Source organism: Acinetobacter sp. BEC1-S18-ESBL-01, assembly GCF_014169935.1.
Taxonomy (GTDB): domain Bacteria; phylum Pseudomonadota; class Gammaproteobacteria; order Pseudomonadales; family Moraxellaceae; genus Acinetobacter; species Acinetobacter pittii.
This window is the reverse complement of the sequence record NZ_AP022302.1, coordinates 1538046-1560170: the sequence shown is the minus strand read 5'-3', so window position 1 is coordinate 1560170 and position 22125 is coordinate 1538046. Positions and strand designations below refer to the sequence as shown.

Here is a 22125-nt window from a genome sequence, read left to right as displayed (position 1 = left end):
TATGAAAACAATATCAATATGTAGTTTTACCAATATTTTTCATGGGGCAAATCATAATGGAAATCTCACACCGCGAAATTTACGCCCTCGTAGACATTAATAATTGTTATGTGAGTTGTGAGCGACTATTTAATCCCAAACTTATTGGCCTACCAGTCGTAGTACTTTCTAATAACGACGGATGTGTTGTATCACGTAGTGAAGAAGCAAAAAATATGGGTATCAAAATGGGTATTCCATGGTATCAAATCGAACAAGAAGCTCTTCAAGCAGGTGTACACGTCTATTCAAGCAACTACACTTTGTATGCTGAAATGTCACGTCGCTTTTTTTCAGTTCTTGGTGAGTTTTTCTCGCCCGATGATTTAGAAGCTTATTCTATAGATGAATGTTTTATTCGCCTTACCCCTTACCTTCAATCTCTAGATATTCATTCTTATTGTGTCAAAGTCGTAGAAACCTTAGAAGAATGGCTAAGCTTACCCTGTTGTATTGGCATCGGATATTCAAAAACTCAAGCAAAATTAGCCAATCACTATGCTAAAAAAATTAGAAGCTTTAATAGAATTTGTAATTTCACTACTTTAGATCCTCTGCTTCTTGAAGACCTCATGCAACACACTCCAGTCAAAGAAGTCTGGGGAATTGGCTATCAATTAGTCAAACAATTAGGTAGCTATGAGATTTATTCATGCTTAGACTTAACTTTTGCCAATGAGCATCATCTAGCAAAAGCTTTTTCTGTGGTTATGGCACGTACCATTCGTGAGCTAAAAGGCCAATCCTGTATTCAACTCGACGATCCTGCAATTGTCACCAAACGAATTTTAGCATCACGTAGTTTCGCTCAAGCTTTATCCAGTATTGAAATTATTAAGCAAGCACTTATTTTTCATCTTAACCGAGCTCATCGCCGTTTAATGAAACAAGAACAGCTCTGTGCCTGCGTTCAAGTCATGCTTTATGAAAAAATAGATAAACCACCTTATAAAAAAGCATCTTCTCAAGCGATAGGCTTAAATTATGCAACAGATGATTTATGCATATTAACAAAAGCAGCCATGCAGCAAATAGATGTTTTATATAAAGAAAATAAAAAATACATAAAGATTGGAGTTTTATTTTGTGGTTTGCATCCTCGTCAACATCATATTGATGATTTATGGCAACCTCTTGAGTTGATTCAGCAAAGACAACAATTAATGCAAACCCTCAGCACAGTTCGTAACCGATTCGGTAGTCACTATTTACAAGTCGGTTATCATTCCCGCAATCCATCTTGGCACATGAAACAATGCCACCGTTCAAAAAATTATCTAACTCGATGGAATGAACTATTAGTGATTGGAGAGAACTCTATAGCCGTTACACAAAATACATGAACTGTTTTTGTCAATTCAGTTTAAAATAAGCTCCATTAAATTACTTGAAATTTTGTCATTTTTTAACATTGCTAAATCATCGCAAAATTTACAATATATAAGCCGAATTTGGTATACCCTTTCTGCGACGATGAAAACAAATTATAAAAAAATTGTAGAAACATATGCCATAATAAGCAAACTTTGCAGACATCTTGCAAAGAATATTTGCAACTTTAGAGCTGGAGCAATCTGAATGAGTTCGACCATTTTGGTGATTCATGGACCGAATTTGAATTTGCTGGGAAAACGCGAACCAGAAGTATATGGTCATCTTACCTTAGATGATATTAACCAACAACTTATTAGCCAAGCTCAACAAGCTTCAATCACATTAGATACTTTTCAAAGCAACTGGGAAGGTGCCATTGTTGATCGTATTCATCAGGCACAAACTGAAGGCGTAGAACTTATTATTATTAACCCTGCTGCCCTCACCCACACTTCAGTTGCTCTACGTGATGCCCTACTTGGCGTTGCGATTCCATTCATTGAAGTTCATTTGTCTAATGTCCATGCAAGAGAAGCATTCAGACATCATTCTTATTTATCTGATAAAGCAATTGGCGTGATTTGTGGTCTAGGTGCAAAAGGCTATCGTTTTGCGCTCGATTACGCTATTGAAAAAATTCAACCATCTAACCCAAACTAGTTTAGGAATAGTCGCCCATGGATATCCGCAAAATTAAGAAACTCATCGATTTAATGATTGAGTCTGACTTGCAAGCGATCGAAGTTAAAGAAGGTGATCAATCAATCGCTTTAACTCGTCGCAATCCTGTCGTTGCTGCGGCTGGTGTAGCACTTCCGGCTGCTCCTGTTGCAGAAGCACCAGTTGCAAAAACACCGCGTGGAGCAGTTGAAACTTCTCCAATGGTTGGCGTGTTCTACGCTGCTCCAAGCCCAGGCGAAGCACCATTTGTTAAAGTAGGTCAAACAGTATCTGCTGGTGAAACTTTGGGTATTATTGAAGCAATGAAAATCATGAATCCAATTGAAGCAACTCAAAGCGGCGTGATTGAAGAAATTTTAGTGAAAAATGGTGAAGTTATCCAATTCGGTCAACCTTTATTCCGTTATCGCGCGTAATTACCCCGGGGACGTCTATGTTGCAAAAAGTTTTAATTGCAAACCGTGGTGAAATCGCTTTACGTATTACCCGGGCTTGTAAAACATTAGGAATCAAGACTGTTGGTATCTATTCAGATGCCGACAAGGATTTGATGCATTTACGTTTTGTTGATGAAGCAGTATGTATTGGTCCGGGCGCAAGTAGTGATAGCTATTTAAATATCCCGGCAATTATTACTGCTGCAGAAATTACCGGTGCTGATGCTATTCACCCGGGTTATGGTTTCCTTTCAGAAAATGCTGAGTTTGCTGAAATTGTAGAAAGCTCAGGCTTTACTTTTATTGGCCCACGTCCAGAACATATCCGCCTTATGGGGAATAAAGTTTCTGCGATTGTTGCCATGAAAAAAGCTGGCGTACCTACTGTACCAGGTTGCGACCACGCAGTAACCATCCACAATGCCTTGGCAGAAGCAAAAGAAATCGGCTTCCCGCTTATTGTTAAAGCGGCTTCTGGTGGTGGTGGTCGTGGTATGCGTATTGTTGAACGTGTAGATACACTACTTGAATCAGTTCAAGCAGCACAGCGCGATGCAGAAATGTGGTTCGGTGACGATACCGTTTACATGGAACGCTTCTTACAAAAACCTCGCCATGTCGAAGTTCAAGTTCTTGGTGATGGTAATGGTCATGCAATTCATTTATATGACCGCGACTGTTCATTACAACGTCGCCATCAAAAAGTACTAGAAGAAGCACCTGCACCAAACCTACCAGAACAAGCTCGAGCTGATATTTTAGAAGCTTGTGTTCATGCATGTCAGTTGATGCAGTATCGTGGTGCTGGTACGTTTGAATTCTTATTTGAAGACGGTGAATTCTTCTTTATTGAAATGAATACTCGTGTTCAGGTTGAGCACCCTGTAACTGAAATGGTTACCGGTGTCGATATTATTGAACAACAGTTACGTATTGCTGGTGGCCTAGGACTAGAGCTTCAACAAGAAGATATCAAAGTTCAAGGACATGCAATTGAATGCCGTATCAATGCAGAAGATCCTACAACCTTCTTACCTTCACCAGGTAAAATTGAAAGTTTCTATGCGCCAGGCGGCGCTGGTATTCGTTTAGATTCTCATATCTACCCAGAATACAGCATTCCACCTTACTATGACTCTATGATTGCTAAACTGATTTCTCATGGTAAAGACCGTGAAACTTCAATTGCTCGTATGCGTCAAGCGCTAGATGAAATGATCCTTACGGGAATTAAAACAAATATTCCTCTACATAAAGATCTTATTTTGCAAGATAAGAGCTTCTGCTCTCAAGCAATGGATATCCATTACCTTGAAAAACACTTGTTAAAGCAAGTCGAAGAAAAGAAAGCTGAAACTGCATAATAAAAAAAGCCTCTTATTTTTAAGAGGCTTTTTTTATATCTATAATTTTATGGTAATACCCGACGTAAAGTCGCAAAGCACTGCTCACCTTTAGCTGTTGAACAGAAATTGATTGTATGGTCGTTTTTCCATTGTACAAAATACTGTGAGACATCACCTGTTTGGTCTTGTTTCTGACCAGAACAATCTACTTTATTATTGTCAAATTTAATTTGCATTACTAAAGCGGCTAGCTGCTCTTTAGGGTCATCAGATGGTTGATATTCATAAATACCATAAGACCATTCCTGACCGCTTTTGATCACTACATCATTACTACTACGAAAGTTATAATATTCCACACATTTCTTATTATTTGGAATTTCCATTCCCCACAATCCCATAATTTCAGGGCGCGTAACAATACGTATAGCATTAGGATTACTTGCGGTCCGAACGGGTTGTTCAGCTGTCTGTTGAGTAGCCGTTTCTGCCACAGCTAAACCAGAACAAGCCCACAATAATCCAATAATATAAATATTTTTCATAGATTTATTAATCATTAAACGCATGAAGTTAAGTTAGCATATTTTTTGACAAAAACACTGCTCCATAACCATATAAAAACAATATTTTTCAACTGTAACGTGCTACAACAAGTCATCAAACAATTTTATATTTACTTGCTTTTTTCAATATAAATTCTTTGTTTTATATTATCTCAAGCTTAGGCAGCTGAAGAATCGACTTGTTTCGGAAGCCACATTACAAAGCACAAACCTAAGAGTACAACCACGCTGGCACACATAAAAATGAGTTCACCAGAAAGAATTTTCCAGAAATGCCCAGCCAGCACACTACCCAAAGCTACACCCAGCCCCCACATGGTACTGTAAAGAGCTTGTCCACGCCCTTGCTGTCCAGCAGAAAAGTTTTGAAAAATAACTCTCATTGCAATTAAGTGAAATAAACCAAAACTAAAAGCATGCAAACACTGTGCAAAAAGCTGACCAATAAAGTAATGTGAAAATAGTGCAACAAGCATCCAACGTATGCTCGTCACAAGCAAACAGACAATGACTAAACTACGCCACGAAAAACGTTGAAAAATCTTTGAGGCAATTGAAAACATAAAAATTTCAGCAAAAACGCCCATGGCCCATAAAAATCCAATTTCAGTTGTACTGAAATTCAAAGATTTCAAAAAATTACTATAGAAACTATAAAAAGGCGCATGTGAAAAAAGTAGAATAAATTCAATTGCAAAAAATGCAGCCACTGTTGGGCGCTTAAGAACAGGAAGTAAAGGTTCTAAATATTTTTGGGAAGTAGGCGCGCTATCAGGTTCGCGGATTGTGAAAGACCAAATAAACGCTAGAGACGCGATAATTAATAGTAAAATTGGGAGCATTGAAATATGTACTATTTCTAAAATAGCCCCAATAGTGAATACCCCAACAATAAACCCAACCGATCCCCACTTACGAATTTTGCCGTAGAGTTTAGCTTTTTGATCACCCAACCAAAATAAAGTCACTCCCTCAAATTGAGCTAAAATCGCATTTTGAAAGAAACTAAAAATAAGCATAAGCAAAGCAACTGATTGAAAAGTATTTGGCACTATAAAAATAGCCAACCATATACATGACTCCATCCAAGTTGCTATCCGAACAAGCAACATCCGCTTACCAGATTTATCAGCAATCCAACCCCAAACTAAAGGCGCAAAAAAACGAGTTACAATCGCAATTGATGATAAAACACCAATTTCTTGATAATTAAATCCCTGATCTTGAAGATATAAATTCCAATAAGGCATGAATGTGCCTACGATGGAATAGTAGAAAAAGTAGAATCCACCAAGTCGAGTTTGGATAGTAAGTGGTTGAAACAATTTATAAACCTTTGTATTTTCATGAGGTTAAAATTCGGGATAGCTGTCACGCATGTAGCCATTTGTCTTTAGTACTACTAAGCATCCACAAATTTCGATTCGTAGATTCACCGAATAAAATACAATTAAACATATCAGAGCATCTCAGCCTTTCAATTTTAACACTTTGTTTTCCAATACAAATCATTAAATTATTGAGAATCGACTTATCTCTATAAGTATTTTTTATTGATAAGAAAGAATAAATAAAGAAAAGAGAACTGTAATTTAATTTGTACAATCTGTTAACTTGTGTAAAAATACATTTAATATTCATAAGGTATATATTTATCAGATGTTTTTTCTTATTTTTTTAATTTGTCTTTTTCTGTTTTTACTCATCTTGAAACAACATTACCGCTAACCACTTATCACCCCTACTTTTTAAAAACCTAGCTGCTTCTTTTAAATTAGAACAATTAAACACCAAATTTATAGACCACTTTTTAAATGCTAAGTGTTCAACTCAAATCCTAAAAATATACTCAACATAAAATTCCCATAAATTCTTAATAAGTTACTGTAACAACTATCGCATCTGAGTAATTACCCGGAGCTGTTGAAATAGTGGTACCTTGCGGAATTTTTCCATAGACATTTGTGCCCTGAGAATTGCCCGAACCTATTTTAGAAACACCTCCAGAACCTCCAACTGCGCTTACACCACCAGTAGTATCCCATACCGCACTATAATTCGAGTTCTGATATAACTGATACGGGATGTATTGACCACTACCATTTGTCATCTGCCTAAAGCCACCAGCAATACGGTTATTTCCATCCCCCAAATAAATACTATATGGCAGTCCATTATTACAGGTCGTATTTACCACTCCTTGAGCTGTATAATCACGAGTAGTCTTACCAATATCATTAATGTTTCCAAAATCGACATTTGATGTTGAATCTATTTGACACAAACTTGGCACAACATAATTAGCAGTTATAGTGGTATTACCCGAGTCCCAACCTCCACCACTATCCCCCTCACACACAGTGCTAGAGCTTGCTTGCATGTCCCAAAATAGCTGAACCGTACCGGTATAGGTTCCTTTAGGATATGCCATGAGCGACCCTGTACGGGCTGGTACTTTTATATTTACAGAGTAACTAATAACATTATTTGAAGCGACTGTTCTTACTGGACCATACCAGATATTCGAATTTTGATTAGTGGTAGAAGAGCCAGCCCCACCTACAGTTGCTGTGACGGTGTAAGGTAATGAAACATTATTATTACTACTCGTTGTTCCAGTAAAGACGGTTTTCATACACATATAACCTGAAATTTCTGGTGTTGTACGTCCCCCATAACAACGTATTGTTCCCGTGTATGTCAGAACTGCATCATTGTTAATTGTTGCGGCAGTGTATGTGTATGTACCAGAAGTTGTCCCTGTAACTGTACAACTTGCATGGGCAGAGTTAAAAAATGTAAAGATCAGGCATAGCAAGCTCATTCCCAAAAAATATTTCAGAATAAATGAAAGAGCTTTAAAAGTTGTCGGCTGGTTAAAGCTAGCAGTATTTATCGACATACATAAGGCCCCAATTTTTTAGCACTGTATTGCTTATTTTCATACGCAAAATCAACTTGGCATGAACCATGATCTAGAAGATCGACTTCAAGTGTGTTTTGTTTTAATAGATTTGGAATAAATACTTCACCGTCGTACCCAACCATCCCATTTTGCTGACCATTAATTCGAACGGTATAACCTGGCATTAATGGTGAGTTGTTTTGATCAACCAGTTTTACTAATCCTGAAATAACCTGATGAGCACCAAAGTCAACCAAAGTTCCTTGACGGTAACCTACAAACACTGTCTGATTAGAGGTGGTCCCACATGTTTGAACAACTAAAAGCTTATTTATAAGTGATACTCTGCTCTAGTTAAGCTACCTTATTTTGTTGTGGTAGCTGGTCATAGTAAAACTCATCTGGAGTCATTTTGTCCAGACTCGAATGAGGTCGTTTCAAATTATAAAATTCAAAATATGCGTTTAATTGCTTCTTCGCATCCAAAACATTGCTGTAGGCTTTGAGATACACCTCTTCATATTTAACGCTCCGCCATAATCGTTCAACCATCACATTATCAACCCATCGACCTTTACCATCCATGCTGATTTGGATGTCATTTGATTTCAATACATCAATAAATGCATCACTGGTAAACTGACTGCCTTGGTCTGTATTAAATATTTCAGGTCGACCATATTTTTCAATAGCTTCATTTAATGTTTCTATGCAAAATGTAACCTCCATACTAATCGATACTCTATGCGCAAGTACCTTGCGGCTATGCCAATCAATCACAGCACATAAATAAACAAAGCCTTTTGCCATAGGGATATACGTTATATCCGTAGACCACACTTGATTACTGCGCTGAATAGCCAATCCTTTGAGCAGATATGGATATTTGCGGTGAGCTTGATTAGCCTGGCTTAAATTTGGTTTGCAATATAACGCATTAATGCCCATTTTCTTCATTAAAGTACGTGTATGACGTCGTCCTATATGATGTCCTTGACGATTCAACAAATCACGCATCATACGGCTACCTGCAAAAGGGTATTGCATATGTAACTCATCCATACACCGCATCAGCTTCAGATCTGATGCACTCACAGGTTTTGGGCGATAGTAATAACAACCACGGGAGACTTTCAGCAGCTGAGCTTGCTTAGATACTGAAATCTGAAGTGAGTCATCGATTAACTTTTGTGGTTGAAGCGGCCCAGTTTCTTCAACACACCTTCTAAAAAATCAATTTCTAATGCCTGCTCACCGATTTTTGCATGTAGTTTTTTTAGATCGATGGGTGGTTCTGTTGGAGCTTTTGATTGATCGAAAGCTTGCGAGGAAGCTGAAATCAGTTGATTTTTCCAGTCGATAATTTGGTTTTGATGAACATCAAATTCAGCACTCAATTCAGCAAGTGTTTTTTCTGCTTTAATCGCAGCAAGTGCTACCTTAGCTTTAAAATCATTTGAATGATTTCTTCTTGGTCTACGTGCCATAAAATACTCCATATATTGATGTTTATAACATCATTTGGGGAGCAAAATATCACTTATAAGTGTTGTTCAAATTTCCTGATCCACCTCTGATTCGTAGAGTTAACTTCCCACTCTAAAGGTAAATATGATGGGTCTAGATAGATATGATGAGACATGTAGGGCCTTAAATTTGCAATTAAGAATCGGCCAGACTTATCGGTCGCACCTAAATTAACCCCACCATTTAAAATTTGGCTTTGTGGCCCAGCATTGGTCACAACTGCGTAGCCCTCTCCAACTTCATTGGCCGCAAAGATACGTCCCGCTGCCGCAACCAGTGATCCTGTCGCCGAAACTGCAACCTGATCATTATCCCCAAATCGGTTATATCGCCCTGTCAGGTAAGCTGCTCGGGCACGGTAAGAGGCATAGACCGATGCATTGTTTTCATTGGCATCCTGATCTCTTTCAACATAGCCACCCCAGCCAAATGAACCAATTTGTGGTTCTGACAAACCGAATATTTCTTGGCGATACCGTAGGCTACCGCTGTCACTAGATACACTCGTGATCGCATTAACTTTACTAGATGGGGTATATCGCAGTGCAAAGTAAATCCCATAGTCCTTATGGTTTTCATAATCTTTATACGCTGATGGGCTTTGTTGCACAAAGATTTGAAAGGCAAAGCGCCCCTAATTGAGCCAAATTTAAGGCGTAACTTGGGTAAGTGGTCGACCTAATTCCGTAAATCTGTTGAGGACTGCTACACGTGCATGAACCTCATTGACTTGGCTATCAAAGCTCCTTGCACTGAGTTTATCTCTTAATAATTTGATGCAGTGCATTTTAGTCTCAACCAAACTTCGGCGATGATAGCCTGACCATTTTTTCCATAGTGTCCTACCTAAACGTTTAATTGTTCGAAGTAATTCATTTCGCTCTAGCGAGCTACTCTTTGTATCTTTCCATGGTTTCGCATTTTTTCTAGGTGGAATCACCGCATGTGCTTGCCGATCTGCAATGACCTGACGGCATTGCTTGGTGTCATAAGCTCCATCGGTATAAACAGAGTCAATCTGCTCATCTTGTGGAATCTGATTAAGTAAATCACCAAGCACCTGTGAATCACAGACATTATTGGTTGTGAGCTGAATAGCGCGTATTTGTAGGGTTTTGGCATCTATACCAATATGTAGTTTACGCCATTGGCGACGATATTCAGCTCCATGTTTCTTGCGTTTCCATTCGCCCTCACCTAGAAACTTCATCCCTGTAGAGTCTACGAGTAGATGCAGCCCATCGCTACTTTTTTGGTAGCTGATTGCAATATCAATATGCTTTTGTCTTCTACAAAGCGTACTGTAATCTGGTGCGGTCCAATTTAATCCGCAAAGTTTAATCAGACTTTGCACAAAGCCAGTGACCATACGTAAAGATAGACGGAATAAGGATTTAATCATTAAGCAGCATTGGATGGCTGCGTCGGAGTAGGTTTGATTTCGCCCTTGTTTGCCTTTTGATGGAGCATACCATTGCGTAGCAGGATCAAACCAAAGGGCAATATTTCCGCGATTAATGAGTGCTCGGTTATATGCGGGCCAATTGGTTGTGCGGTAGATTTTGTGTGTAGGCTTCTTCATTTGAAAATTATATCGCTGAAAAAGCCTTTACAGATAGGTTTGTGCAACAAAGCCTAGTTGTATTTATATCTATTAAAATATCATTTCAATTCGTTTATATTATCAAAAATTATTAAATAGTAAAAAAACCAATTTAAATTAAAATAATTTTTTATTATTAAATAAATCTAAAATTAAATTTTACCTATAAAAATTAAAATTACTTAATAAAAAATCCCCCATCCGATAAATATTTTAATTTATCTCAGTTCAAAAAAATAAACTCCAAATTAAGTCCAATTTATGAATGTATTCTCTTATTCTCCAAAACTAACAATTCCATACTTGTAGTTTGACTTGCTTCTTGGCAAGGTATGTACCAGTAAAACATTAGGAATTTGTTCCAATATGGCGAGTCCAGCACAAATCATTCGACATAAATTTCTCAATACATTCTTTTCACGTCATTCTCTCTGGTTTTTATGTATTTTTACTGCGCTCAGCATCACATGGTTTCGAACCGTCTATACCCCTCATAGTATCTATTATTTTATTTCTGATACTCTCCTTAATGGTTTATGGGTAGTTACAGGCGCTTTAAGCCTATTAGGCCTCTATGATATTTTACAGAATAAACATTCTATTTTAAGAAATTACCCAATTATGGGACATTTTCGTTTTTTGTTTGAAGATATACGCCCCGAAATTCGTCAATACTTTATAGAAGCAGATCAAGATGCTCTACCTTTTTCTCGCATGCAACGAAGCTTAGTTTATCAACGTGCTAAAAACGAAAATGCAGATAAACCTTTTGGTTCAATTATTGATGTCTATCAAGAGAATTACCGCTTTATTGTCCACTCAATAAGCCCTTGCCCACCAGCTGATCCAAAGAGCTTCCGCATTCAGGTAGGTAATGCACAATGCCTTCAACCCTATAGTGCATCCATTATGAATATCTCTGCCATGAGCTTTGGTAGTTTAAGTGCTAATGCAATTCGAGCACTCAATAAAGGAGCGCAATTAGGTGGGTTTTATCACGATACTGGTGAAGGTAGCTTAAGCCCTTATCATCTCGAAAATGGTGGAGATATTGTTTGGCAAATTGCCAGTGGTTATTTTGGTTGCCGTACCCTAGATGGAAAATTTGACGAGCAAAAATTTGCTAAACAATCTCAATTGCCACAGATCAAAATGATCGAATTAAAGCTTTCACAAGGTGCAAAACCGGGCCATGGCGGTATCTTACCTAAGCATAAAATTACCGAAGAAATTGCCCAAATCCGTGGCGTTTCACGCGATCATGATTGTATTTCTCCTGCTAAGCATTCTAGTTTTTCTACCCCAATTGAAATGATGCATTTCTTACAGAAGCTGCGAACATTATCTGGCGGCAAGCCAGTTGGTTTTAAGCTGTGTATTGGCCAACCTTGGCAGTTTATGAGTATTGTTAAAGCAATGCTTGAAACAAAAATTGTTCCTGACTTTATTGTTGTAGATGGTTCTGAAGGTGGTACAGGCGCAGCGCCAATTGAGTTTAGCGATAATATTGGCACGCCATTACGAGAGGGCTTACGCTTTGTCCATAACACTCTTATGGGTGCAGGGCTAAGAGATCAAGTTAAAATTGGTGCTAGTGGTAAAATCATTAGTGCTTTTGATATTGCTAGTACTTTTGCACTCGGTGCTGACTGGGTTAACTCAGCACGTGGTTTCATGTTTGCCGTTGGGTGTATTCAGGCACAAAGCTGCCACACCAACCAATGCCCTGTAGGTGTAGCGACTCAAGACAAAGATCGTCAAAAAGCAATTGATGTACCAACCAAAGCAGAACGAGTATTTAATTTTCATAAAAATACGTTGCATGCATTATCAGAAATGATCGCTGCTGCGGGTTTACGCCATCCTTCTGATATTAAAGCTCATCATTTGGCTCAGCGAGTAAATGACCGTGAAATTAAGAACTATGCTCAGTTGCATTTTTTCTTGAAAGAAGGTGAACTTTTACAATCTGAACTTAATAATGACGATGATAATTTCTACTATCGAATGTGGAATATGGCTGATGCCAATCATTTTTAATTTATATTAATTTTTATAAGTTGAGCATCACCTTTATAGTGTGATGCCCTTCCATATTTAAACCTAATATGTGATTTTTGCTTAAATTTCACTCCCCTTTTAATTTGTATTTAATAGATTTTTCACCTAATATAAAAGTATAAATAACGTACACATTTTAATTTTATTTAATAAAAATTTTTATGCTTATAACAAGAAGGTACCTCATCATGTTGAAAAAAACATTCATCTCTTCTTTTGTTGCAATCGCTGTAGGCTTAAGTAGCTATGCTGTTGCTTGTACACGTGCCGTATATTTAGGTAATAACCAACATATTATTACTGCTCGCTCAATGGACTGGAAAGTTGATACAGGGACCAACTTATGGATTATGCCAAGCGGAGTTAGCCGTGACGGTAGTGCTGGTCCCAACTCAATAAAATGGACGTCGAAGTATGGAAGTGTAATTGCAACAGGTTATGAAGTTTCAACAACAGATGGGATGAATGAAGCAGGTTTAGTTGCTAATATTTTATGGTTAGTAGAGTCTGAATACCCAGATGCAAAAAAGACAGATAAGCCTTTATTAAGTATTGCAGCATGGGCTCAATATGTACTCGATAATTTTGCAACTGTAGATGAAGCCGTTAAGGCCTTAGAAAAAGAACCCTATACTATTATTACAGACAATGTTCCCGGTGAAACACGGCTCACCACCTTACATTTATCTATTTCTGATAAAACAGGTGATAGCGCAATTATTGAATATATTGGTGGAAAACAAGTGATTCACCATAGTCGAAGCTATCAAGTCATGACCAATTCACCTACTTTCGATAAACAACTTGCACTTGTTGAATATTGGAAGCAAATTGGCGGAACGACTATGCTTCCCGGTACTAACAGAGCATCTGATCGCTTTGCACGTGCATCATTTTACATTAATGCTATTCCTAAAAATGATAATACAAAACAAGCACAAGCATCTGTATTTAGTGTGATTCGCAATGCATCTGTTCCCTATGGATTAAATACTCAAGAAGAACCTAATATCTCTTCGACTCGCTGGCGAACTGTTGCCGACCACAAACAGATGCTCTACTTTTTTGAATCCGCTCTCTCACCAAATGTATTTTGGGTCGACTTGAAAAAGATTAACTTTAAAGATGGTAAAACACGTAGACTTGATTTAGGACCCGATCAAAGCCATATCTATGCAGGTGATGCCACCTCTTCCTTTAAAATTGCAAAACCATTTGTATTTTTAGGTCCAACTACGCGTTAAATTATGTCAAAATTTATTACTCTTAACATAAATAATATTAAACATACGATCTTGGAATTTATATGATGAAGAAATCTCTACTCTTATTGAGTTCATGTCTACTTACTGCGGCTTGTAGCACCACACAGGTTAGTACAACAGCTCCTAAAGAGGTAAAGACAGCTGGTCAGCTAAACTGCTCACCAACTGAACTATGCCCAAGCCTATTGGTTAAATGGAACGAAAATCAAAAAAATCAGCTTCGTGTAGATGTTCATTTAAGTAGTAGTTATAACTTTTATGATATTAACGCGTTGACCTTTGATATTGATGGTAAACGATTCAATTACGAACCAGCTCAAGCCACTGAAAAGACAAATGTGAGCCGATTAGTACCTAAACATTCAACCACTTACTTTGTTATTCCAAGTCAATTTCTACAAGAATTTAAAAATGCTCAAAATGTGAATGTTTTAATCAAAACAGATAAAGGAACAATCGAGCGCAATATGTATAGTCCACAAAAGCAGTCTTCGGTTTATAAAAACTTTATGCAGCTTTATCAGAATTCAAAATAAACTACAAAGATTAAATAATGCATCTATCTAGAATTTTGGATAGATGCATGACTTTTCTAATAATAAAAATGTTTTGGCTTTGCATGCAAAAAGGCTGGAATCAATCCTGTTAATGCCGCACGTATATCTGCACGTTCATTAATTAATTGATGAGAGCCTTCTTCAAGCATTAACAATGTCTGGAGTCTAAATTTACGACGAATAAATTCAATGTTGTAACGCCAATCAACCGTCTGATCTAGAGCACCTTGTGCAAGCCAGACTGGGATACGGCAAGCAGGTCGCTCTTCCATTTCTTGCATCCATTTTGACATTGCCAAAATCCAGTCCATGCCCATCATTCGAGGTTGCAGAGGATCTTTTAAACGAATAAAACGCAAAAATTCAGGATTATGATTATTACGTCTAAAATGCCTTGGTACCTGACGCTTAATACGGCGAATAATGCCTAATCCAACGGGGTTATGCCACCATGCGGTTTTTGCAGGGCGAATTAACGGAGAAAGTAAAAGTACTCGATCTACAATCGGATCTTGGCGTTTTTCAGCATATTCTAATAAGTGATGCATCCAAATTGCTCCACCTGTACTTTGACCAATACCGACCCATGGTTTAGGTAACTGATCTGCATGTTTCACATATTGATAAACAGCCATCAAAACTTGCTGGTAATGATCAAAGTTTTTAATGCTGGCTGGTGAACCATCACTTAATCCATGCCCCGGCAAATCATAAGTAATAATACTAAAGCCCTGCTCAAGAATTTCACGAATAATTGGCTGGTAAATACCGCTATGCTCAAGATAGCCATGCAATAGACAAACTGTACCTTGTATTTTTTCTACTTTGGGTTTGAAAACTTGCACATGCAAACGGAATAAAGGCATTTGGACATAGCCTTGCCAATGGTCACATTCAAGTAAATGTAAACCATACAATTTGCGATAGGCCAGCAAATCACGAGAAGGTTCTTCTAATGTGTTTAAATTGAGTGGACTCAAAACCTGCGGCGTAAGATCACGATTAGGAACCGGTAAATCTAATTGTTTTAATACGGCAGGATTGAGAAATGGAATATCTGACATTAAGGAACCTCTCGACAATCACTTGAGCCAAACAACATGTCGCGAATTGTCGCAAGTAATTCATAGTTTGCACGGCGGCTATGATCGTAATTTTGCACACTTGGTTGCCAGCGTGTCAGTGGAGTTGGCATTGGAGCTACAACAGGAATAGTTTCTATACCATTTAAAGCAAACAGTCGGCGTGTACGCGGCATATGATATTCATCTGTAACCAACATGACTGTCGGTGCTCCGCCTTTTTTCTGAAGCAATAAAGAGCTAAAACGGGTATTTTCACATGTATTCATACTCCGCTTTTCTAATAGCTTTGCATCAACACCGCGCTCTTTTAACCAAGCTTGCATATAAGGTGCTTCTACACCGCTAAGTACAATAGGCAGATGATTTTGTTTTTCAACTTCTAAAGTTTTTTCTAATCGCAAACGCGTATAGCCATTAACAACAATATCCTTACCATTTTTATCTAAGGTTAATCCGCCACCCAACACAACAATTGCATAAGGTTCTGATAACTTTTTAGGTTGTACTGGTAATGGATTTTTACGCACATACTCGACTTTTTGTTCAGGTTCACTGACAGCTTTCTGATGCTCTGGCACCACAGGTTTTCTTGCTAAAAACTCTGTATATTGCTCAGTAAGCGCTTTATTTTCAGAACTATTAATAAAAAGTGCTTCGTCAACAGGACTACTCGCCTCATCTGCGGCATCAATTTCTGAGTTTTTAGCGACTAAAGGAACCGTTACAGATGCTGCTTGCTCTTCCGAATCCTGCTCCTTTTCTTCTAAAAGAATAATTTGCTGCAAGGCTTTATAATTCTCTTGAATATAGGTCAGATCAGATGTTCTTTTTTCACGTAACGCTTGCTCTGTCAGTTTTAAATAAGCCTGACGAGCGATCCATAAATTTGAACCCGGCTCTAAATTATCATGCTCACTTAATGCAGCCTGTCTCTGGCTCTCAGCAGCGACTTGATTAACATCAACAGGTACAAAATAGTTAAGCCCAGCTACAATAAGTTTTGAATAAAATGGCGAATATAAAAAAACCACGAAACAGCCTAATAGTACAAATAGCACGGTGACTACTTGTACTAAACGTACCATTAAGTGTACTTTTGGCATAAAACTATTCCGTATGATTTTCAATTAAACCTAAACTGTTATAAAGCACAGGTTCTGGTTCTAACATAATATGGAAAAGCTGATCAACATCACGTTGTACAGCCTGATAAGTTTTCCTTACATCAGCTAGAGATGCATTGGCATAATTCACCAGAACTAATGCCTGTTTATGGAACATCCCTACCATATCGAGTTGCTTCCCTTTCCAACCCGCCTGATCAATTAACCATCCTGCTGCAATTTTAACGTTTCCGTTAGCTTGAGGATAATGTGGAATTGTTGAGAATTGTGTGACTAAGCGATCAAACTCTTGAGGTTTAATAACTGGATTTTTGAAGAAACTCCCGACATTAGGATACTCTTTTGGATCAGGAAGTTTACTTTGTCGAATATGGATGACCTGATTTTGTAAATTTTCGGCAGTCTGATTGTCTCCAACTGCTTGTTTCAAGTCGCCGTAGTTAAGTTTTAAGTGCGGCTGTTTAAGCAATTTAAAAGTAACATGCGTGATAATGTAACGGTTCGGATCATCTTTAAAAATACTATGGCGGTAGGCGAAATGGCATTCGGCCGCTAAAATTGTCTGAGTTTGCTTTAATTTACGGTCATACACTTGTACTGACTCAATAAACTCGCCTACCTCTACTCCATACGCCCCAATGTTTTGTACGGGTGAAGCACCAACTAAACCTGGAATAAGGGCTAAATTTTGTAAACCAAACCAGTTCTGTTCAGTGCTGTATAAAACAAAATCATGCCAGACTTGGCCTGCGCCTACTTTAACCCGCACAAAATCATCATCGTTTGATAAAACTTCAATTCCCTGAATATCAAGATGAATCACTAAAGCATTGATCTGCTGGGGTAATAACATATTACTACCGCCCGATAATACAAGTACATTTAACTGATGCTGCTCAGCAAACTCTAAAGCTACTTCAATATCTTGAATATTGCCAACTTTAGTATAGTGAGAAACAGTTGCATCTAAACTTAAAGTATTGAATGGCTTAAGCTGTACTTGATTCTGAATTTGCATTGTATTGAAAAACCTATTCTTAAACATTCAATTGTTTTTTTAAAATATTAACCCACGCCAAACTACTGGATTCACATTGATTGAGTACACGTTCAAAACCATCAGCACCGCCATAATAAGGATCAGGCAACGCTTGTTGTGGGTATTCAGGATCATGCTCACTCATTAAAGCTACTTTTGCACGAATTTGATGTGCGCCAAATTGGGAAACGGCTCTTTGCAACACGTCATGTATATCTTCAAAATTTTGATGATCCATTGCCAAAATCAAATCAAACTCTAAAAAGTCTTGAGTTGAAAGTTGTCTTGCACGTAAAGGTGATAAGTCATAACCCCTTTTTTTGGCATGTAACTGACTACGCTGATCAGGCGATTTATTTGGATGATAATTACTCGTTCCAGCTGAATCGACAATAACATTGAGTTGATGCGCGTCACAATAATGTCTGAAAACCACTTCAGCCGTGGGAGAACGGCAAATATTTCCTAAACAGACACATAACACCTTATATTGTGTTTCCATTAGAAATTACTTCCAAACATTTGAATTACATAAAAATAAATAGGGTCATGCACAATCTTAACAAACTATAAGCTTGCGAGAACCGAATTGACCATTGTGACTTGTTGCATTTTGTCAAAACTCACTTGGGTTGAAAAGGAAAATAATGTTTATCAATAGATTAAAAGTTGATAAATCAGGCGATAAATTAGCTAATCTTGTACTTCTTGTAGTAATTAAATAAAAGTAAAGCCCTAATTTATAGGGCTTTACAAACATCACTTGGATGCAGTGATTAATTCAATCATTTCCTTCGTAGGCCTGAAGCTGCCTAATTGCCAATGCTCAGCAGGATGCTCATCAATTCTTATCCAGACATGTTCTCGAAAAGCAGGATTTCCCTTTCCTTCTATTTCTACAAATAAATCCGTTATTCGCTTGAAAAGCTCAGCCTTACTATCTTTATCTAGTAAACCTTCTATAGTTTGTATATTTATAAATGGCATAATGCTACCTGAATCAAAGCTAGGTCTAATTTATAGACTCATACTAATTGGAGCTCCCGCTGATGTCAAATCAAATTATTCCAGATCATAAATTTCCAGTAGATGTATGTGGGATCTTCAAAATTACAGAAATATTGAATGACAGATGGACGATTCTCTTGTTAAGAGAAGCCTTCTATGGGGTAACAAAGTTTAATGATTTTCTAGAAAATACAGGTATATCAAAGCAAATTTTATCTAATCGTCTAAAGCATCTCATCCAATTAGAAATATTTGAACTGTCAATTTATAAAGAAGTTGGTGAGCGAGAACGTAAAGAATACTTACTTACTAAAAAAGGCAAAAGTCTAAATATTGTCTTACTCGCCATGCTTGAATCTGGCGGTAATTTTATTGAAGCTGGTAAAGATGTGGTGAAAGTTTTTAATAAGTGTACTGATGATGAACTTAAATTAAAACTTGTTGATTCTTCTAATCAAGTTATAGATTTTAAGAATTTGGAACTTAAGCTCATTCATAGCAAAAAATAAATTTTTATAACTCAGCTACCCTGATCATAAAGTCCTCAGTATGCTTTTATAAAGAAATAAAAAAAGCCTACTCTTTCAAGTAGGCTTTCCCCTTATGACTTTTGCGCTGATCATTCAGGTTTATTGTTGTTTAAAGCAACGGAAGGATCTTACAGAAATACTTAAGAATAAAAAAGCCAATTTACTTAACTGAATGTAAGTACTCATAGGCTCCTTTTTCGTTACTCTCCAGTTTAATGACTGCATCTGTTTCATCATTTAGTGTCAGGTTAAATACTTTTTCACCATCATATGAAATTTGATGGCCCATACGAAACTCTGAATCAAGTGACTCAAGAATAATAAAATTTCCTTCATTGTTCGAAGCAATATAGTAAGTGTTGTTCCGATGAACATATCTAATTGTGTACATCACTATTTAAATTCCACCTAAAAATTATGTTTTTTCTTAATAATAAAAAGATCCTTTTTCCCTTCCCAATCAGAAAAGATCCTACCGAAAACTAAACCCTCCCTTATTAATTATTACCCCTGATCATTTAGTATTTTTTCACCCTATACTATTAAATTGATATTACAGAAATACTTAATAATAAAAAACCCCGCCATTAGTCGATAGTTAGCGGGGTCTTTTGCGATTTAATTTTACTTTGATAGACTCATCTATCAGAGATATTTACCTCATTTCTGCAATAGAAAAATCATTTATTTTTAAAAAGCTTATCTGTCATAGTTCTATCAATTTTACTGCGATGCCCATTCTCAAAGTATCGATCGACATGGCATAGTTTTGTTTTAGTATCACAGAACACACCGTTTGAGAGCGTAAACGCTGAAGTATCAAAATCACCTTGAGAGAAGGCTTTATTCGCTTTATAAGTACCTAAATATTTAGCTGTAAGCTTTTTAGAAACACCTTTTTTGTCAGCACAAATATATTTGTCACAAATTACACCTTTTGTAGGCGAATATACACTAGAGCTGGTTTTCGCGATTGCTGCCGAGCTAAGCATCAAACACGTACATCCCATAATACTAAGAAAAGTTTTAGAAATTTTCACTTTTTAGAACCGATAAAATTATAAATTGTTAAGGCATTATATAAATTAGAAGCTTGTCAGAAAATCTACAGAACCCTATAAATAACAAAAAGCCCACTTTTCGACGAGGGTTTAAATATTTTGGTAATCCTCACTTACATGTCGGACCCAACATTGCAAAAAAGTATTTATCTATGGGGGGCACAAGGCTTAAGAAAAGCATAGTCACTTCAGAACTACTTTATTTTAAAGTTTCTTATGCTAACTTATTTGGAGATTGAATCTTATAGAACCATTCAACAATAATGTTCAAAAATAAGGAAATAATGTATATGAGCCATTTTCAATTTCAAACTGTTCCAAATATCATCTCTGGCTTAGGCTCTATACAAGAATTACAAAATGTTTTTTCGTCAAAAGCTTACCGTAAGTTATTGCTAGTCACCGATGCAGGCATGGTTAAAAATCAATTACACCGTCCCATTCTGCAAATTTTAGATAACCTCAATATTGAATATGTCATCTATGCCGATGTGCAAGCTGATCCGCCTGAACAAGTAGTACTAGATGCAGCCAATTATGCAAAACAGCAAAATGTTGATGCCATTATTGGTTTTGGTGGTGGTAGTTCTCTAGATGTTGCAAAAGTTATTGCTTTACTCGCCCACCCTAACCAGACCCAAAGTTTGCAAGAGATGTACGGCGTGAATCAGGTCACTACAGCTCGTCTTCCGCTTATTTTGATTCCTACTACAGCTGGTACAGGCTCAGAAGTAACGCCAATCTCAATTGTCACTACAGGTGAGACGACAAAGATGGGGATTGTCTCTCCAGTACTATACGCCGACACTGCAATTCTTGATGCTACTTTTACTCAAAACCTTCCAGCACATATTACCGCTGCAACAGGTATCGATGCGATGGTACATGCCATTGAGGCATATACTTCTAAACACAAGAAGAATATATACACCGATATTTTAGCTAAGAATGCTTTGAAGCTACTAAACCATAACTTACCGAAAGTTCTTAAAGATGGTAATAATTTAGAAGCACGTCAAAACATGCTGTTCGGTTCAATGCTAGCAGGTCAAGCATTTGCAAACTCGCCTGTTGCCGCTGTACATGCTTTAGCTTACCCATTGGGCGGTCATTTTCATTTATCGCATGGGCATACCAATGCGTTAGTGTTGGTTGAAGTATTAAAATTTAATGCGCCCAATGCAAAAAAATACTATGCAGAGCTTATGCAATGGCTCGATCCATACAGCAATGGCAGCACTGATGGCTTGTGTGATTTATTTATTGACCATATGCAGAACCACTTAGACCGTAGTGGCTTGACCTTAAAACTTAGAGATTTGGGTATTGATGAGTTGAGCTTACCTCGGCTTGCTCAAGATGCTATGTTGCAAACTCGCTTACTACAAAATAACCCACGAGACATGACAGAAGCCGCTGCTTTGGCTATTTATCAGGCGATTCATTAATGACTAAACCAGTTTTAAAAAATCGAGATCAATTTAAGTTCTTTTTAGACATTCAAACGCGTTGGGCAGATAACGATATTTATGGTCATGTGAATAATGTGACTTACTATAGCTACTTTGATACAGCGGCCAATGCTTTGCTCATCCAAAAAACAGGGTTTGATATTCATGAAGCAAAAGCAATTGGCTTAGTGGTCGATTCAGCTTGTAGTTTTCTTCAGGAATTATCATTTCCAGAAATTATTCAAGTAGGTGTTGCGATTGGTAAAATCGGTACGACTTCATTGCGCTATGAATTGGCAATCTTTAAACAAGGTCAGGACCAAGCCTCAGCTCAAGGACATTTTGTGCATGTTTTTGTTGATCGCGAAACGCGTAAGACTGTGCCAATTTCCGAGACAGTTCGTGAGGTTTTAGAGAATTTCTTATTATAAAAAATGAGGCAAAAAAGAAAATAAACAGCTCTTTT

General features: G+C 37.4%; 22 protein-coding genes and 2 pseudogenes. 10 read left to right on the top strand and 14 right to left on the bottom strand.

The window, feature by feature from the left end; all coding sequences use genetic code 11:
• The first annotated feature begins 56 nt into the window (after positions 1-56).
• From H7R46_RS07275 to accC, 4 genes are all read left to right on the top strand, one after another.
• Entirely contained in the window at positions 57-1382 is a 1326-nt protein-coding gene (locus H7R46_RS07275; RefSeq protein ID WP_002115586.1) for a Y-family DNA polymerase, read from the top strand.
• A 235-nt stretch (positions 1383-1617) separates the two neighbouring features.
• On the top strand, positions 1618-2073 hold the full coding sequence (gene aroQ / locus H7R46_RS07270) for a type II 3-dehydroquinate dehydratase (protein WP_005068810.1): 456 nt from the start codon (positions 1618-1620) through the stop codon (positions 2071-2073).
• Between the two features lie 17 nt (positions 2074-2090).
• Positions 2091-2510 (top strand): acetyl-CoA carboxylase biotin carboxyl carrier protein, encoded by a 420-nt coding sequence (accB, locus tag H7R46_RS07265; RefSeq protein ID WP_000354611.1) that lies wholly within the window; start codon positions 2091-2093, stop codon positions 2508-2510.
• Between the two features lie 17 nt (positions 2511-2527).
• Complete coding sequence (accC, locus tag H7R46_RS07260) at positions 2528-3895, top strand: acetyl-CoA carboxylase biotin carboxylase subunit (protein WP_002115704.1); 1368 nt, start codon at positions 2528-2530, stop codon at positions 3893-3895.
• Between the two features lie 47 nt (positions 3896-3942).
• Here the strand turns inward: accC and H7R46_RS07255 are convergent, their stop codons facing one another.
• From H7R46_RS07255 to H7R46_RS07225, 7 genes and pseudogenes are all read right to left on the bottom strand, one after another.
• Complete coding sequence (locus H7R46_RS07255; protein WP_005068806.1) at positions 3943-4446, bottom strand: hypothetical protein; 504 nt, start codon at positions 4444-4446, stop codon at positions 3943-3945.
• Between the two features lie 155 nt (positions 4447-4601).
• On the bottom strand, positions 4602-5768 hold the full coding sequence (locus H7R46_RS07250) for an MFS transporter (RefSeq protein ID WP_182924250.1): 1167 nt from the start codon (positions 5766-5768) through the stop codon (positions 4602-4604).
• 548 nt (positions 5769-6316) lie between these two features.
• A complete protein-coding gene (locus tag H7R46_RS07245) occupies positions 6317-7345 on the bottom strand; it encodes a spore coat U domain-containing protein (protein ID WP_005068802.1) in 1029 nt (342 codons plus the stop codon).
• Positions 7336-7650: pseudogene (locus tag H7R46_RS07240) on the bottom strand (FimD/PapC C-terminal domain-containing protein); the annotation flags it as partial. The gene H7R46_RS07245 and the pseudogene H7R46_RS07240, both read right to left, overlap by 10 nt.
• A 52-nt stretch (positions 7651-7702) precedes the next feature.
• Positions 7703-8847 (bottom strand): IS3 family transposase gene (locus H7R46_RS07235; protein ID WP_085944219.1). Its coding sequence is split into 2 segments (ribosomal slippage): positions 7703-8583 and positions 8583-8847, totalling 1146 coding nucleotides; the frame shifts between segments, so codons are not numbered across the junction.
• A 74-nt stretch (positions 8848-8921) separates the two neighbouring features.
• Positions 8922-9470 (bottom strand): annotated as a pseudogene (locus H7R46_RS07230) (fimbria/pilus outer membrane usher protein); the annotation flags it as partial.
• A gap of 54 nt (positions 9471-9524) precedes the next feature.
• Complete coding sequence (locus tag H7R46_RS07225) at positions 9525-10457, bottom strand: IS5 family transposase (protein WP_000743262.1); 933 nt, start codon at positions 10455-10457, stop codon at positions 9525-9527.
• Between the two features lie 387 nt (positions 10458-10844).
• Between H7R46_RS07225 and H7R46_RS07220 the strand changes: the two genes are divergently transcribed.
• The 3 genes from H7R46_RS07220 to H7R46_RS07210 all read left to right on the top strand — a co-directional run bounded on the left by H7R46_RS07220 (position 10845) and on the right by H7R46_RS07210 (position 14340).
• Positions 10845-12518 carry an FMN-binding glutamate synthase family protein gene (locus tag H7R46_RS07220; protein WP_005068788.1) on the top strand — a complete coding sequence of 558 codons (1674 nt, stop codon included), beginning with the start codon at positions 10845-10847 and terminating at the stop codon, positions 12516-12518.
• Positions 12519-12727: 209 nt separating this feature from the next.
• Positions 12728-13783 carry a linear amide C-N hydrolase gene (locus tag H7R46_RS07215; protein WP_005068787.1) on the top strand — a complete coding sequence of 352 codons (1056 nt, stop codon included), beginning with the start codon at positions 12728-12730 and terminating at the stop codon, positions 13781-13783.
• A 62-nt stretch (positions 13784-13845) separates the two neighbouring features.
• Entirely contained in the window at positions 13846-14340 is a 495-nt protein-coding gene (locus H7R46_RS07210; protein WP_005068785.1) for a hypothetical protein, read from the top strand.
• A gap of 56 nt (positions 14341-14396) precedes the next feature.
• Here H7R46_RS07210 and H7R46_RS07205 read toward each other — a convergent pair whose 3' ends face one another.
• From H7R46_RS07205 to H7R46_RS07185, 5 genes are all read right to left on the bottom strand, one after another.
• Complete coding sequence (locus H7R46_RS07205) at positions 14397-15425, bottom strand: alpha/beta hydrolase (protein ID WP_002115207.1); 1029 nt, start codon at positions 15423-15425, stop codon at positions 14397-14399.
• Positions 15425-16549: a YdcF family protein gene (locus H7R46_RS07200; protein ID WP_002115205.1), complete on the bottom strand. Its 1125-nt coding sequence runs from the start codon at positions 16547-16549 to the stop codon at positions 15425-15427. The genes H7R46_RS07205 and H7R46_RS07200 overlap by 1 nt, the downstream gene beginning before the upstream one ends.
• A gap of 4 nt (positions 16550-16553) precedes the next feature.
• On the bottom strand, positions 16554-17588 hold the full coding sequence (murB, locus tag H7R46_RS07195) for a UDP-N-acetylmuramate dehydrogenase (RefSeq protein ID WP_005068782.1): 1035 nt from the start codon (positions 17586-17588) through the stop codon (positions 16554-16556).
• A gap of 19 nt (positions 17589-17607) precedes the next feature.
• The gene (locus H7R46_RS07190) at positions 17608-18111 is read right to left on the bottom strand and encodes a low molecular weight protein-tyrosine-phosphatase (protein WP_005068780.1); all 504 of its coding nucleotides are present in this window, start codon (positions 18109-18111) and stop codon (positions 17608-17610) included.
• A 257-nt stretch (positions 18112-18368) separates the two neighbouring features.
• The gene (locus H7R46_RS07185) at positions 18369-18596 is read right to left on the bottom strand and encodes a tautomerase family protein (RefSeq protein ID WP_005068777.1); all 228 of its coding nucleotides are present in this window, start codon (positions 18594-18596) and stop codon (positions 18369-18371) included.
• A 62-nt stretch (positions 18597-18658) separates the two neighbouring features.
• Between H7R46_RS07185 and H7R46_RS07180 the strand changes: the two genes are divergently transcribed.
• Entirely contained in the window at positions 18659-19126 is a 468-nt protein-coding gene (locus H7R46_RS07180) for a winged helix-turn-helix transcriptional regulator (RefSeq protein WP_005068776.1), read from the top strand.
• Positions 19127-19307: 181 nt separating this feature from the next.
• On the opposite strand, the gene H7R46_RS07175 is transcribed toward H7R46_RS07180, so the two are convergent.
• Both H7R46_RS07175 and H7R46_RS07170 read right to left on the bottom strand, forming a co-directional pair.
• A complete protein-coding gene (locus H7R46_RS07175) occupies positions 19308-19538 on the bottom strand; it encodes a hypothetical protein (RefSeq protein WP_005068773.1) in 231 nt (76 codons plus the stop codon).
• 289 nt (positions 19539-19827) lie between these two features.
• Positions 19828-20157 (bottom strand): YcgJ family protein, encoded by a 330-nt coding sequence (locus H7R46_RS07170; protein WP_182924259.1) that lies wholly within the window; start codon positions 20155-20157, stop codon positions 19828-19830.
• A gap of 341 nt (positions 20158-20498) precedes the next feature.
• On the opposite strand from H7R46_RS07170, the gene H7R46_RS07165 reads away from it, so the two are divergent.
• The gene (locus H7R46_RS07165; RefSeq protein ID WP_005068766.1) at positions 20499-21656 is read left to right on the top strand and encodes an iron-containing alcohol dehydrogenase; all 1158 of its coding nucleotides are present in this window, start codon (positions 20499-20501) and stop codon (positions 21654-21656) included.
• Positions 21656-22090, top strand: coding sequence for an acyl-CoA thioesterase (locus H7R46_RS07160; RefSeq protein ID WP_005068761.1), 435 nt, complete (start codon positions 21656-21658; stop codon positions 22088-22090). The genes H7R46_RS07165 and H7R46_RS07160 overlap by 1 nt, the downstream gene beginning before the upstream one ends.
• Positions 22091-22125 lie beyond the last annotated feature (35 nt).

Bases quoted from the DNA above. Each gene is read 5' to 3' on its own strand.
- H7R46_RS07275 (WP_002115586.1), top strand. From the start codon at position 57: ATGGAAATCTCACACCGCGAAATTTACGCCCTCGTAGACATTAATAAT.
- aroQ (WP_005068810.1), top strand. From the start codon at position 1,618: ATGAGTTCGACCATTTTGGTGATTCATGGACCGAATTTGAATTTGCTG.
- accB (WP_000354611.1), top strand. From the start codon at position 2,091: ATGGATATCCGCAAAATTAAGAAACTCATCGATTTAATGATTGAGTCT.
- accC (WP_002115704.1), top strand. From the start codon at position 2,528: ATGTTGCAAAAAGTTTTAATTGCAAACCGTGGTGAAATCGCTTTACGT.
- H7R46_RS07255 (WP_005068806.1), bottom strand. From the start codon at position 4,446: ATGCGTTTAATGATTAATAAATCTATGAAAAATATTTATATTATTGGA.
- H7R46_RS07245 (WP_005068802.1), bottom strand. From the start codon at position 7,345: ATGTCGATAAATACTGCTAGCTTTAACCAGCCGACAACTTTTAAAGCT.
- H7R46_RS07225 (WP_000743262.1), bottom strand. From the start codon at position 10,457: ATGAAGAAGCCTACACACAAAATCTACCGCACAACCAATTGGCCCGCA.
- H7R46_RS07220 (WP_005068788.1), top strand. From the start codon at position 10,845: ATGGCGAGTCCAGCACAAATCATTCGACATAAATTTCTCAATACATTC.
- H7R46_RS07215 (WP_005068787.1), top strand. From the start codon at position 12,728: ATGTTGAAAAAAACATTCATCTCTTCTTTTGTTGCAATCGCTGTAGGC.
- H7R46_RS07210 (WP_005068785.1), top strand. From the start codon at position 13,846: ATGATGAAGAAATCTCTACTCTTATTGAGTTCATGTCTACTTACTGCG.
- H7R46_RS07205 (WP_002115207.1), bottom strand. From the start codon at position 15,425: ATGTCAGATATTCCATTTCTCAATCCTGCCGTATTAAAACAATTAGAT.
- H7R46_RS07200 (WP_002115205.1), bottom strand. From the start codon at position 16,549: ATGCCAAAAGTACACTTAATGGTACGTTTAGTACAAGTAGTCACCGTG.
- murB (WP_005068782.1), bottom strand. From the start codon at position 17,588: ATGCAAATTCAGAATCAAGTACAGCTTAAGCCATTCAATACTTTAAGT.
- H7R46_RS07190 (WP_005068780.1), bottom strand. From the start codon at position 18,111: ATGGAAACACAATATAAGGTGTTATGTGTCTGTTTAGGAAATATTTGC.
- H7R46_RS07185 (WP_005068777.1), bottom strand. From the start codon at position 18,596: ATGCCATTTATAAATATACAAACTATAGAAGGTTTACTAGATAAAGAT.
- H7R46_RS07180 (WP_005068776.1), top strand. From the start codon at position 18,659: ATGTCAAATCAAATTATTCCAGATCATAAATTTCCAGTAGATGTATGT.
- H7R46_RS07175 (WP_005068773.1), bottom strand. From the start codon at position 19,538: ATGTACACAATTAGATATGTTCATCGGAACAACACTTACTATATTGCT.
- H7R46_RS07170 (WP_182924259.1), bottom strand. From the start codon at position 20,157: ATGGGATGTACGTGTTTGATGCTTAGCTCGGCAGCAATCGCGAAAACC.
- H7R46_RS07165 (WP_005068766.1), top strand. From the start codon at position 20,499: ATGAGCCATTTTCAATTTCAAACTGTTCCAAATATCATCTCTGGCTTA.
- H7R46_RS07160 (WP_005068761.1), top strand. From the start codon at position 21,656: ATGACTAAACCAGTTTTAAAAAATCGAGATCAATTTAAGTTCTTTTTA.